Origin of the sequence: uncultured Roseibium sp. (assembly GCF_947494555.1) — a bacterium.
Taxonomy (GTDB): Bacteria; Pseudomonadota; Alphaproteobacteria; order Rhizobiales; family Stappiaceae; genus Roseibium.
Map to the genome: position 1 here is coordinate 289926 of NZ_CANLVF010000006.1, position 12666 is coordinate 302591.

At 59.4% G+C, this 12666-nt stretch carries 10 protein-coding genes; 5 read left to right on the plus strand and 5 right to left on the minus strand.

Features of this window, described 5'->3' with window-relative positions:
* Positions 1-3: 3 nt before the first annotated feature.
* The 5 genes from Q0915_RS26335 to Q0915_RS26355 are packed head-to-tail and all read right to left on the minus strand — an operon-like array spanning position 4 to position 6585.
* On the minus strand, positions 4-1557 hold the full coding sequence (locus tag Q0915_RS26335) for an indolepyruvate oxidoreductase subunit beta family protein (RefSeq protein ID WP_299483707.1): 1554 nt from the start codon (positions 1555-1557) through the stop codon (positions 4-6).
* On the minus strand, positions 1557-3707 hold the full coding sequence (locus Q0915_RS26340) for an indolepyruvate ferredoxin oxidoreductase subunit alpha (RefSeq protein ID WP_299483708.1): 2151 nt from the start codon (positions 3705-3707) through the stop codon (positions 1557-1559). Before Q0915_RS26340 ends, Q0915_RS26335 begins: the two co-directional genes overlap by 1 nt.
* Positions 3708-3736: 29 nt before the next feature.
* Positions 3737-4231, minus strand: a complete 495-nt coding sequence (locus Q0915_RS26345) for a MarR family transcriptional regulator (protein WP_299483709.1) — start codon at positions 4229-4231, stop codon at positions 3737-3739.
* A complete protein-coding gene (locus Q0915_RS26350) occupies positions 4228-5784 on the minus strand; it encodes an NAD(P)/FAD-dependent oxidoreductase (protein ID WP_299483710.1) in 1557 nt (518 codons plus the stop codon). Before Q0915_RS26350 ends, Q0915_RS26345 begins: the two co-directional genes overlap by 4 nt.
* A 9-nt stretch (positions 5785-5793) precedes the next feature.
* Positions 5794-6585, minus strand: a complete 792-nt coding sequence (locus Q0915_RS26355) for a cyclase family protein (protein WP_299483711.1) — start codon at positions 6583-6585, stop codon at positions 5794-5796.
* 112 nt (positions 6586-6697) lie between these two features.
* Here Q0915_RS26355 and Q0915_RS26360 point away from each other — a divergent pair, with 112 nt between their 5' ends.
* The 5 genes from Q0915_RS26360 to Q0915_RS26380 all read left to right on the plus strand — a co-directional run bounded on the left by Q0915_RS26360 (position 6698) and on the right by Q0915_RS26380 (position 12661).
* A complete protein-coding gene (locus tag Q0915_RS26360; RefSeq protein WP_299483712.1) occupies positions 6698-8266 on the plus strand; it encodes an NAD(P)/FAD-dependent oxidoreductase in 1569 nt (522 codons plus the stop codon).
* Positions 8267-8315: 49 nt separating this feature from the next.
* A complete protein-coding gene (locus tag Q0915_RS26365; protein WP_299483713.1) occupies positions 8316-9842 on the plus strand; it encodes an ABC transporter substrate-binding protein in 1527 nt (508 codons plus the stop codon).
* Between the two features lie 101 nt (positions 9843-9943).
* Positions 9944-10954, plus strand: coding sequence for an ABC transporter permease (locus tag Q0915_RS26370; RefSeq protein WP_299483714.1), 1011 nt, complete (start codon positions 9944-9946; stop codon positions 10952-10954).
* The gene (locus Q0915_RS26375) at positions 10947-11798 is read left to right on the plus strand and encodes an ABC transporter permease (protein ID WP_299483715.1); all 852 of its coding nucleotides are present in this window, start codon (positions 10947-10949) and stop codon (positions 11796-11798) included. Before Q0915_RS26370 ends, Q0915_RS26375 begins: the two co-directional genes overlap by 8 nt.
* On the plus strand, positions 11795-12661 hold the full coding sequence (locus Q0915_RS26380) for an ABC transporter ATP-binding protein (RefSeq protein WP_299483716.1): 867 nt from the start codon (positions 11795-11797) through the stop codon (positions 12659-12661). Before Q0915_RS26375 ends, Q0915_RS26380 begins: the two co-directional genes overlap by 4 nt.
* The last annotated feature ends 5 nt before the right edge of the window (positions 12662-12666 follow it).

Genomic DNA, 12666 nt, shown 5'->3' on the forward strand with positions numbered 1-12666 from the left:
AAATCAGCCGGTAAAGCTTTCGACCGTCTTCAGAGCACCATCAAGTTCGGTGCCCTTTTCATCCTTCAATGCTGCTTCCCTTAGGCGGGCAACCCATTGCGGGCCGTCCTCACGGTCTTCCACCATGCGCGCACCGGAGAGAACCTTGTCGAATTTCGAAAGGCCCCGCGCATGCGTGTCGGAATATCCCTTGATCAGGCGCCTGCAGCGCAGGATCTCGACGGCCATTCCATAGCGATCCGGCAGATACCCCGCCACCATCTGCAGCCAGTCATTCAGATGATCCTGCTCCATCTTGTGGCGCAGCGTTTTCAGCCGCCAGTTTCTCAGGCCACCCAAAAAGTAGAGCATAGCAAAACCGCGCAGACTGTCGGTTCTGAGGCGGCGGCCTCGATTGAACCAGCGATCGATGCGCTTCATCCAGGCCGGATCGTTTTCCATTTTCCGGCCCAGTTTTTCAGGGAGCAGACCAACGATCTCCTCTGCCCGCGGATGCAGATAGTCCGTCAGATGCATGACGTTGTCATTGCCGACGCCCATCTCGGCCTCGATGCGGTCGAACCGCTGCGGGCGCGTCTTGAGATCCGCGACGCGGATGACATCGTCATAAGCCATGGCGTTCGCGATATACTTCGCCGCTTCGCACGACAGTTCATATTCCCTCTCGGCCGTGTCAGCCTTCACCAGCGCTTCCAACCGGTCCAGATATTCCGATCCATAAGCGCAGTCCTGAAAGTCGACGACCTTTGTCAAACCCGCCGCCGCCATGACGCGAACCGTTTCCGGCAAAGCTGCGACGCGCGCTTCCAGACGTGCCCATTCGGACTGAATGTCCGCCGGTCCCTTTGGCGCAACGATTTCCTGCTGGACGGGCTTCTCTTCCACCGGTTTGGCAGGTTCGCCGTTTTGCGCGAGATCATAACCGGCAGCAAAGGCGCGCAGACTGGCCTCAACCCCCTTGCCACCTGTCCGGATCGCCTCTTCGAAGGCTTCCCGCTTGAACGGAAGCGCTTCAGAACCGGCCAGCGCACCAAAGAGCGAGGCAGATATGACCGAGCCGACCTTGACCGCTGCCCGGTCCATATCGGCAAGAATGAGTTTTTGCGAGGCGACTTCGGCTGCGGCACGCACCTCGTCGGAAGACGCCATGCCGTCGCCAGGAACCGTTTTTTCCGAGACCGCGAGCATTCTGTGCGTAGACGCGATCAATGTGGTTCGGTCGGGCGTTACGAAGCCGCGAATGATCGCACGCCCGGCCTCCATCATCTCTGCTGCAATGGCAATGTCGACATCGCCTGCCGCAGGTGCCAGAGAAAAGACCGGTGCGGCAACGTCGCCCGGCGCCATCTCAATGTAGTAGATGGTTGCGCCAGTACGCTGCGCGACGCCGGCGACGCTTGTCGCCTGACAATGGTAACCTTGAGACCGGGCCAGAGACTCGATCCAGTTGGTCAGGACACCGCCGCCCTGACCGCCGACCGCCATAACCGCAAGTTTGATGATGCCTTCCAAGGCCGGATCTGTCGGCTGGGCATCAAGAGGCAAGGCAAGCGACATCAAAGTGCCTCCCCGGAAAAGGTAAGGCGTTTGCCCGCGCGGCGGTTCTGAAGCCAGGAGATGACCTTTTTGCGCAGTCCCGTCAGCCAGGTTTCAAACACGGTTGGATTATGAACAACTTTCGCCTCGTAAAAGGAGGGGCAAAGGATCGCGGCGTCAGCCACCTCGCCGCAATTGCCGCATCCGACACAGGACTGGTCGATATGAGCAACCGGATCATCCCGGAGAGGATCGTCCAGTTTTTTGAGAGACAGAGAAGGGCAACCGGACAAGCGGATACAGGCATGATCCCCTGTACAGACATCCTGGTCGACGCCGAAGCGCGGCGTTTCAACTCGCTTTCCATCCGCAATCGCTTTGTTGCGAAGGGGTTTTTCCCGCCTCTGCCGGTTGAGCATGCATTCGGACGAGGCAACAATGACCTTTGGACCCTTGTAGTCCGTTGTCAGCGCCTCGCGGATCGCCGCGCGCATTTGGGTGACGTCATAAGTCCGGTCGATTTGCCGGATCCATTCCACGCCAACACCTTCAAGAGCCTTGGAGATCGGGTGGTTGGTCGACTTGGTGCTGTTCTGCGCCCGGCTTGACAGCACGTCCTGACCGCCGGTTGCCGCCGAATAGTAGTTGTCGACGATTATCGCAACGCTGTCCGACTTGTTGAACACCATGTTGCCGATCGATGAACTGAGGCCGTTGTGCCAGAAGCCGCCGTCACCGAGGATCGAGATCGCACGGTGTTCGCCGCCACCATCGAAAGCGGCGTTGGAAGCCGGTCCGAGACCATAACCCATGGTGGATCCGCCGATTTCAAAAGGCGGCAGGCACGCGAACAGGTGACACCCGATATCACCGGTGATCTGGCGGGGCCCGAGTTCCTGTTCTGCCAGTTTGAGCGACGCAAAAATCGGCCTTTCCGGGCAGCCCGTACAGAAGCCCGGCGGCCGGATTGGAACCGACTTGGTGAGATCCGGCAATTCGGTTTTCGGCGTGTTCGGTGCAAGCACCTTTGCAGGCAACAGATCCGGCGCATATTGCCGGACGAAGGCTTCCAACCCGTCAAACATGATCTGGCCGGTATATTCGCCCGCCTTCGGGAAAATACCCTTGCCCTCCAGCCGCGTGGTCGCGCCTTCCTTGTAGAGCATGGCACCGATTTGCTGCTCGATAAATTCCGGCTGCCCCTCTTCGACCAGAAGCACAGCTTCCTTGCCCTTGCAGAAGTCCACGACATCAGACTTGACGATCGGGTAGGTGACATTGAGCACATAAAGCGGAACGGACGTGTTGCCGCTGATATCGGCAAGGCCCAGCCTCTGCAAAGCCCGGATGACGCCATTATACATGCCGCCGAGACACATGATCCCGACTTTGCCGCTCTCGGGCCCGAAGCGCTCGTTCAGCTTGTTGTCGAGAATGAATTTCTCGGCCGCAGGCCAACGGTTGTCGATCTTGTCGTGTTCGTGCGCGTAGGACATGGGCGGCAGGACAACACGCTTGAAATCCCGCTGAGGATTGGCGAGAGCGTCCTGAACCGACAAGGGCGGCGGCACGTTATCCGAGGTCTCAAAGCTGCCGGTCACGTGGCACGAGCGAATGCGCACCATCAGCATGACGGGCGTGTTGCTTGCTTCGGAAAGCGCGAAACCGTCTCCGACCGCCTTGACGATGGAAGGCAGGTTCGGACGCGGATCGAGCAGCCAGAACTGCGATTTCATCGCGAAACCGTAGGACCGCTCCTGCATGATGGAGGAGCCTTCGCCGTAGTCTTCGCCAACAATGACCAGTGCACCGCCATTGACGCCGGAAGAGGCCAGATTGGCGAGTGCGTCAGAGGCCACGTTGACCCCGACGGATCCCTTGAATGTCACCGCACCACGTATGGGATAGTGCACCGAGGCTGCAAGCATGGCCGCTGCGGCGGCTTCCGAGGCATTTGCCTCGAAACGCACGCCGAGTTCGCCCATGAGATCCTGGGCATCCGCCAGAACGTCCATCAGATGGGAAATCGGTGCGCCCTGGTAGCCGCCGACATATCCGACGCCGTTTTCCAAAAGCGCCTTGGTCAGGGCGAGAATTCCCTCGCCCGTGAAGACGTCTCCTGACCCTTTGCGAAGATGCTCTACCTCAGCCTTGAACGACCTCTCGGCCATCGGCTCCTCCCTGCGCAGTTCTCAAGGTGCTAAATCGGATGTTTGCGAATGTTTTTCAAAATGGTCTGCAGCGTTGCAACAAAGGTTCGCTGATCGGCATCGCTGATCCCGCGGAACATTTCCTGATAAGCGGTTGCCAGATGGGGCCAAAGCAGTTCGTGCGTCTGGCGCCCCTTTGTCGTCATGTGAATCCGCACTGCGCGGCTGTCCTCACTGTCGGTCACACGCTCCACCAGTCCATCGCGTTCCAATGCATCCAGGGCGCGGCTGAGCGTCGATGTTTCGACAACCGCATAGACCGACAAATCGCGGATCAGTATCCCGTCGAGCACGGACAGAACCGCCAGCGCCCGCATTTTCGGTGTGGTCAACCCCAGTTTGGCCATTTCGTCGCGCAAAGCAGCGTTGTACCGACCCATGATACGGTTCATCAGGTAGGGCGGAAAATTCTCCAGGCCGATTTCGCCGAGACGCGGGACCCGGGCATTCTGCTCCATAAGCTCCAGCCCGTCTTCGTTCTTCATGCGCCCATCCTTTTCGCCAGATTGTAGCCGGAGCCTCCCCCCAGGCCCGGACCCGGATGGGTCGACGCGCCGATCATGTGAAGGTTCGCGATTGTGGTGGCGCTGTTAACCGAATGGGTGAACGGGCGCCAGACGAAAAACTGGTCGATGCTGCAGGCACCCCCATACGGGTCGCCGCCGACGAGATTGATGTTCATGCTGCCCAGATCCGCTGGCGAATAGGCCTTTCGGGCAAGCTTGATCTGATCGAAGTTCCTGATGTGCCTTTGAAGGATTGCCTCAAGCCTGTCGGCGAATGCCTCGCGCGTTGCTTCTGACCAGTCCGGGTCCGTTTCCAGCTTGCCGGCAGCATCTCCCTTGATCACTCGCGGCGCATCGGGAATTTGCAGCCATAATATGCCACTCCCCTCCGGTGCGCGCGACGGATCCAGCCTGTGCGGCTGGCCGACGCAAATCGTGGGCGTTTCGGGAAGAAGGCCACGTTCGGCTTCGTTGGAAGACTTCGACACGCTGTCAATGCCATCGGTGAGGTGAATCAGCGCGACATCTTCAAGACCGTCAGCGATCCATTCTGGCTCACCGCTCAATGCATAGTGCAGCTGAAAATTGCCACGGCCGTATCTGTATCTCTCAGCGTGCTCGGGCACCGGTTCGTCGCCGAGCAGCCTTTGGTGAAGCTGGGTTGGCGTCACCGATGCAATGACGGATTGCGCTTTGATGGTTTCACCGTCTGCGGTTTCGATGCCGACGGCCTTGCCATTCTTCACGCGGATACGCGCAACATCGACGCCGGTGCGGATCTTGCCGCCCTTTTCCTCGATAAGCTTTCGAAACACTTCGGGCACCGATCCGGATCCGCCTTTGGCAACCGGCGCTCCGGCTGCCTCAAGCGCGAATGCGATCACGCGGCCCATCTGTCCCGAATAAGTGCTTTCCGGTGTCAGGCCGGTGTGCAGCACCCAAGGTGCCCAAAGTGCCTGCACCGTTTCACTGCCATAGCCGTGTTCGAGCCAGGGACGCGCGGGTTGCAAAGCTTCGCCGAACCAGGTCTTCAGTCCGTTCAGCCCACGATTCCAGGCCTGCTTCGCCATAAGCCGCGCCATCTTGCCAGACCAAAGCGGGCTTCCCAAAAGCGCGAACAAAAACTCCGCATCGGCTTCTATTCCTGATACGTCCTTCTCATGCTGCTTCCCGTCTCCTGCTTCCAGGCCATCGAAGGCAGCGACATTTGCCGCACGGTCCATTGTCAAGACGGCAGCCTGGCCATCCGGACGCAACACGGCGGTCGGTTTTGCCGTGTGGCAAAACTCCAGCCCATGGCGACCGAGGTCTTCGGCGAGCTCTCCATAGGCCGGTGACGTCAGAAACAAGACGAATGTGGCAGCCATCACGTCGTGATGGAAGCCGGGCAAGGTTACCTCCTCGGTCCGCATGCACCCGCCCAGATGCTCCGAGCGTTCCAGCATCAGGACAGGCTCACCCTTGCGCGACAGCAAAGCCGCCGCGACAAGCGCGTTGATACCTGATCCGATGATCACATGCGGTGCGGACACGGCTTGACCTCAGCCCCGCGGAACCAGCGCCAGTGCACGGATCGGGCTGCCGGTGCCCCGTTCGATCTTCAAAGGCGCAGCAATCAGGATCGCGCCCTTTGCCGGCAGCTTGCTCAGGTTGGCAAGTGAAGCAAGCCCGAAGCAATTGTCCCGGTGCAAGAGGTTGTGCGCAGGATAGGGCGGTTCCATGCCGCCGGCCTGTCCGGCATCGGTGCCAATGCACTGCGTTCCCCAGCCAACAATCTTCTTCGACAACAGATATTCGATCGCGTCCGGTGTCGGTCCTGGGCTGTGCGGGCCGGTTTCGTCAGTGTTCAGGAACAGGTTCTCATCATGCGCGCGGTTGTCCCAATCAGTGCGCATCAGCACCCATTCTCCTGCCCCGATCTCGCCGTGCTCCGCTTCCCAGGCCTTGATCAGATCGGCCGTCAGCAGGAAGTCGGCGTTATCCGCGCTTTCCTTTGAACAGTCGATCACGTTGACCGGTGCAACGAGGCGCTGAACGTTCAGCGTATCGGTAAAACCGTCCTCATAATCCTTGCCGGTTATCCAGTGGTGCGGAGCATCGAAATGCGTTCCGGAATGCTCTCCGAGGACCATCCAGTTCCAGGCGAAAAACGGCCCATCGGAATCGTATTCGCTGATCTTGTGAATCTCGACCTTCGGCGTGTTCTTGGCAAAATCGGCCGGCAACTGAATGATCGGCGTGTCGGGGCCCAATACGCCCGTACAATCCACCACTTCCACTTCACCGGACAGGATCTTCGACCCCAGTTCACCGAGTGCATTTCCTGCTGACATCTCACGCTCCCTCTTTGCCTCGTGGCCCGTCGGCTTGTTATCTCAATTGAATGCTAGACAGATTTAGTTGTATTTGCAATTATCTATTTTGAGGGGGACAAGGACTTGCGCGATGGATGAGACTCTTGACGGCGTGATCATCGGCAGCGGACATAACAGTCTGGCCTGCGCCGTGCATCTGGCTGCGCAAGGCTGGAAGGTTGGCGTGTTCGAGCGTGCAGCAGAGCCGGGCGGTGCCGTCAAAACCGGCGAATATACGCTTCCCGGGTTTCGTCACGACTGGGCCGCGATGAACCTTTCCTTGTTTGCGGGCTCTGCATTCTTCAAGCAATATGGCGATGAGCTGGGGCAGAACGGATTGAGTTTCGCGCCCGCATCCGATTGTTTTTCCTCCGTGTTTCCAGACGGAACGTGGCTAGGCGTCAGCAACGATCTTGAGACGACTGCCAAACGTATCGAGGCTCTCAGTGCAGAGGACGCCAAAGCCTGGCGCGATCTGACAAGTGCCTTTCCAGCCATGGCGGACCCGCTCGTCGGACTGCTTGGCTCACCTGCAAAAAAACGTGCATTTGCATATATCCTCTACAAGGAGTGGCGAAAGTCAGGCACAGGCGGCGTACTCGATCTGACGCGCTTCCTGATGTCATCACCGCGCGCCTGGCTGAACGAGACCTTCGTGTCACCGAAAGTACGCGCGCTGCTCGCCGCCTGGGGCATGCATCTGGATTTCGCGCCCGATATCGCGGGCGGTGCGCTGTTTCCATATCTGGAAGGTATGGCGAACCAGGCGTTCGGAATGGTGCTCGGGCAAGGAGGAGCGGGCTCCGCGATCTCGGCTATGACCGCTGTCCTCGAAGCACGCGGCGGATCGGTGACCTGCAACGCGGAAGTGGCCCGGATACTGGTCGAAAACGGCGATGCGACAGGCATTGAACTCGCCGACGGACGCAAAATCATGGCGCGCAATGCCGTCATCGCGAATGTCGCGCCCAAGGCCCTTTTGCAACTCGCCGGGGAGACCGGGGATGCCCGCTACGATACCGGGCTCAAGAAATTCGCCCATGCGCCTGGTACGATGATGATCCACCTGGCGGTTGATGACCTGCCGGATTGGCAGGCCGGCCCGGACCTCAAGAAATTCGCCTATGTGCACCTTGCCCCCGATGTCGACCAGATGGCCCGGACCTATGCGCAAGCGCAGGCCGGCCTTCTGCCTGATGAGCCGGTGATCGTGTGCGGTCAGCCGACGGTGGTCGATCCGAGCCGCGCGCCGGAGGGAAAACATGTGCTCTGGCTGCAGGTCAGGATGGCTCCGGGAGATATCAAGGGCGACGCGGCGGGTCAAATCACCGCCAAAGACTGGGAGACAGCTGCAGAACCGTTCGCGGAGCGGGCTCTCGATATTCTGGAACGCTACGCGCCTGGAACACGCTCAAAAATCCTGAGCCGTCATATTGTGACGCCCGCGATGCTGGAGGCGGACAACCCCAATCTGGTTGGAGGAGACCAGATTTGCGGCAGTCACCATCTGACCCAGCATTTCATGTTCAGACCTGTTCGCGGCTTTGCCGACGGAAGCACACCGGTGGGGAACCTGTTCCATACCGGCGCAGCCGTCTGGCCGGGAGCAGGCACGGGAGCCGGGCCCGGATATCTTCTCGCGCAAAAGCTCGCCGGTTAGCGACAACGACAACACGTCCGGCAAAATGGTAAAAACGGGGAACAGGACAATGAAGGTTTCAAGACGCACACTTTTAAAAAGTGCGGCCGCCAGCGGGGTGCTGACTGCCGTGGGAACTCCCGCGTTTGCAAGCGACATCGACGAGCTTGTCATCGCTTACAACGTCAATCTGCCGAGCTGGGATCCGACGGTCGGTCCGTCCGCGGTGAACCCAACCATTCAGGGCATCTACCAGTCGGTGTTTGACATGTTCATCCACCAGAACCCCGACCTGAGCTTTGGCCCGGGCATCGTGACGGAGTGGGGCTGGAACGACGACAAAACGCAGATCTGGATGGACATCCGGGAAGGCGTCACCTGGCACAATGGCGATCCGCTGACGCCGGAAGATATCGTCTGGTCTCTCGAAAGGGCCGGCAATCCGGACACCGGCAACCCGATCCAGTTCATCTGGGGCAAGATCGGCAATTTCCAGATCGACGGCAATCGGGTGACCGCAGACGTCAAGGAATACGAGCCCACGATCTTCAAGTGGATGAGCTTCCTGACAGGGTATGTCCTGCCGAAAAAATACTATGAGGAAGTCGGTGCGGAAGGGTTTGAGGCAAACCCGATCGGAACCGGTCCCTACATGGTCGACAATTTTGAGCGCAACGCGTTTGTGCGCCTGAAAGCCAACGAGAACTACTGGGGCGGGGCTCCGGAGTTCAAGACTGTCACGATCAAGTTCGTGACCGATGCTTCCAGCCGCACGTTCGAAGTCAGTTCGGGCAACGCGCACGTCACTCTGGAAATGCCGTATGAAGAGTTCGACCGGCTGAAAGAACAGGACGGCATCGTCGGCACCGCCGCCCCGATCTCCGACATCGGCATGATTTTCCTCAATGATGTCGAGCCGATGAACGATCCGAACGTGCGCATGGCCCTTGCCCATGCCATCGACAAGGAAACGATCATCGAGCGGCTGTTGTCCGGTTACGGCGTTGCCATCGATACGCTGCAAACGCCCGACTACACGGCTTACGATCCCTCGGTCACCGTTCCTTACGATCCGGAAAAGGCCAAGGAGCTTCTGGCCGCTTCCGGTTACGGGCCCGACAATCCGGTCACGTTCAAGATCCAGACGACACGCGGGTTCAAGCCCAAGGACTACGAGATAATCCAGGTGATCGTCGGTCTGTGGCGCAAAGTCGGTATCGAGGCTGAAATCGAGGTGTACGAGATCGCCAAGCACTTTGAGTTGCGGGCCGCCGACCAGCTGGCTCCGGCTGCCTTCTACAACTGGGGCAACGCTATCGGCGATCCGACGACATCCACCGGCTTCGCCATGTTCGGTCCGTCACCACACTCCGTCTGGGACGGCGAGGACCTCATGCAGAAGATCCTGCCGCTGTGGGGAGAAGCAGACGAGGAAAAACGCATCGCGGGCTGGAAGGAAGTCGACAAGTTCATCGCCGACAACGCTCTTGTGCTGCCGTTGATCCAGTATGTGCAACCCATCCTGCACAGCGATCAGGTAAAGGTCACGCCACATGCATCGGGCGCTCTCCTGCCGCACCTGATGACTCGTTCCTAAGCCGGAAAAACCGGCTCGCCTTCGCCGCAGTACCCAGCTTGCTTGCTCCTTAGGGTGCTGCGGCGGCTCTTTTTCCGAGTTGAAGGGTAAATTTTCGTCACATGCCATTCGTGCGTGCACTGCTGACGCGCTTTGCGACAACACTGGTCACTCTTTTGGGGGCGGCTATTATCGTTTTTGTCGTGATCCGTATCGTTCCGGGCAATCCGATCGCCATGATGCTGCCGCCCGGTGCGACGGAGGCGGATATCGATCGCCTGAAAACGCTTTACGGCCTCGACAAGAGCATCCCGGAACAGTTCTGGATCTGGCTCGTCAACGTGCTGCAAGGGGATTTCGGAACGTCCATCACGTCCCGCCAACCCGTGTTCGACCTTGTGACCGGGCGGTTGCCGGCAACACTGGAACTCTCGCTGATGGCGCTCGTGATCGCGATCGCACTTGGCGGAACGGCGGCGCTCACGGCTACGTTGTACCGGGGCACCAAAGTCGAAGGCGGTATCGACGTTGCCGGCGGCGTCGCGCTGTCACTGCCGGATTTCCTTTGGGGCCTTGCACTTATCCTGGTCCTGGGCGTCGTCTGGCCGATCTTCCATATTTCCGGACGGGTGTCGCCGTCTCTCGGTTTCGACTTCCAGTCCAACTTCTATCTGCTCGAAGCTTTGGTCCGCTTGCGCTTCGACGTCGTTCTCGATCTGCTCGGGCACATGCTACTGCCTGCAATCGCGCTCGCGATTCCGCTTGCGGCGATCATTTTGCAGCTGCTGAAGCAATCGCTGAAAGAGTGCATGCACGATGACTACATCACGCTTGCGCGCACCAAGGGGTATTCGGAAACGTCGATCATCACACGTGACGCGTTGCCGAACGCCATCCTGCCGACACTGACGCTTATCGGCGTTCAATTCACGTTCCTGATCGGCGGCACGGTCATCATCGAACGCCTGTTTTCCTATGAGGGACTGGGGAACATGGCCATCGATGCGGTCATCAACCGCGACCTGCCGCTGATCCAGGGCATCGTGCTGGTGTTCGCGCTGCTCTTCACGCTCGTCAATCTGCTGGTAGACATGACATACGCTGCTCTTAATCCGAGGCTGCGCCATGCCTGATGCGCGAGGACAAATCCGCCGTTTGCCCGGCCTGCGTCTGTGGTTGAGCGGAGGCTGGCTTCTGCTGCTGGTGCTTGCGGCGATCTTTGCCCCGATGATCAGTCCGCACGACCCGCTGGAACAGGACCTGTTCGCGGCGCGGCTTCCGCCCTTCTGGGAACAGGGAGCTGATCCCGCCTATCTTCTTGGGACGGACTCGCTTGGACGCGATCTGCTCAGCCGGATGCTCTACGGGGCGCGGCTTGCCCTGACTGTCGCGCTCGTTGCCGGGACGCTTACCTGTCTCGTCGGTGCAACGCTCGGGCTGATTGCCGGTTACTACCGCGGATGGGCTGATCTTGTGATCTCTCGCCTGGTCGACATCTGGATGGCCTTTCCGCCGGTCCTCTTTGCGATCCTCCTCATTGCGGTTCTGGGAACCGGCCTGACCTCGATTATCATCGCGATTGTCGTCATCGACTGGACGCGCTTTTCCCGGGTTGTACGCGCAGAAGCAATGAGCCAGGGTGCAATGGACTATGTGGCCTCGGCTCAGGTCGCCGGACGCAGCCGGCTCGGGATAGCACTTGCGGAAATTCTCCCCAATGTGCTGCCCACGATCGTCGCCCTGCTGACGCTGGAGATGGGGATCGCGGTGATCGTCGAGGCCATCCTGAGTTTCGTGAACCTTTCCATATCGACCGACCAGCCAACCTGGGGCGGTATGATCGCCGAGGGGCGTACATCGATCTACCAGGCCTGGTGGGTGCTTGTGTTTCCGCTCTTTGCGCTTTTCCTGACAGTGCTCAGCTTTTCCCAACTTGGTGAGGGCCTGAAAGACTATTTCGATCCGGTGCTGCGATGAGCTACCTCGCGATTAAAGACCTGACGGTCCGGCTTAAAAACGGCGTGCCACTGCTGCGCAAGGTCTCGCTTGAGGTTGAGGCCGGCGAGGTTCGTGCACTTGTCGGGGAGAGCGGCGCCGGCAAGAGCATGATCGGCAAGGCCGTGCTCGGTATCCTGCCACGCGCTGCCCGGCTCACCGGAGGCAAAATCCTGCTCGACGGTGAGGACCTTCTGACCTTGCCGCCGAAAGCACGGCGGGAACGTATCGGCGCAAAGGCCGCGCTGATCCCGCAGGATCCGCTCACCGCACTCAATCCGTCCCGCAGGATCGGCCCGCAGATCATAGACCGGCTTGTCGATATTCTGGGCTGGAAGCGGCCGAAGGCCGAAGCGCGTGCTCTGGAATTGCTCGACGAAGTCCACATTCAGGACCCCGGCCGCGTCATGAAATCCTATCCGCACGAGTTATCCGGCGGCATGCGGCAGCGCATCCTGATCGCCTCCGCCTTTGCAGCCGAACCAAAGCTCATCATTGCAGACGAACCGACAACTGCGCTCGACGTGACGGTGCAAAAACAAATCCTCAAACTGATCCGGGAAATGCAGGAACGCCACCAGACGGCACTGCTCTTCGTAACGCATGATCTCGGCGTCGTTTCCAAGGTCAGCCAGACGCTGACGGTTCTTTATGCAGGCAAGGTAATCGAGGACACGAACGTTCGCGCCTTCTTCGAAGCACCCGCGCACGCATATTCTCAGGCTCTTCTGGCGGCGACACCCAAATACACCGATCCGGACGGTTCGCTGATGCCGGTCCCTGAATCGATCATCACCGCGGTGGAACAGGAAGTTGCCGCCTTCGATGCGCAATTGAACGGGTGAATGCC

Bases quoted from the DNA above. Each gene is read 5' to 3' on its own strand.
- Q0915_RS26335 (WP_299483707.1), bottom strand. From the start codon at position 1,557: ATGTCGCTTGCCTTGCCTCTTGATGCCCAGCCGACAGATCCGGCCTTG.
- Q0915_RS26340 (WP_299483708.1), bottom strand. From the start codon at position 3,707: ATGGCCGAGAGGTCGTTCAAGGCTGAGGTAGAGCATCTTCGCAAAGGG.
- Q0915_RS26345 (WP_299483709.1), bottom strand. From the start codon at position 4,231: ATGAAGAACGAAGACGGGCTGGAGCTTATGGAGCAGAATGCCCGGGTC.
- Q0915_RS26355 (WP_299483711.1), bottom strand. From the start codon at position 6,585: ATGTCAGCAGGAAATGCACTCGGTGAACTGGGGTCGAAGATCCTGTCC.
- Q0915_RS26360 (WP_299483712.1), top strand. From the start codon at position 6,698: ATGGATGAGACTCTTGACGGCGTGATCATCGGCAGCGGACATAACAGT.
- Q0915_RS26365 (WP_299483713.1), top strand. From the start codon at position 8,316: ATGAAGGTTTCAAGACGCACACTTTTAAAAAGTGCGGCCGCCAGCGGG.
- Q0915_RS26370 (WP_299483714.1), top strand. From the start codon at position 9,944: ATGCCATTCGTGCGTGCACTGCTGACGCGCTTTGCGACAACACTGGTC.
- Q0915_RS26375 (WP_299483715.1), top strand. From the start codon at position 10,947: ATGCCTGATGCGCGAGGACAAATCCGCCGTTTGCCCGGCCTGCGTCTG.
- Q0915_RS26380 (WP_299483716.1), top strand. From the start codon at position 11,795: ATGAGCTACCTCGCGATTAAAGACCTGACGGTCCGGCTTAAAAACGGC.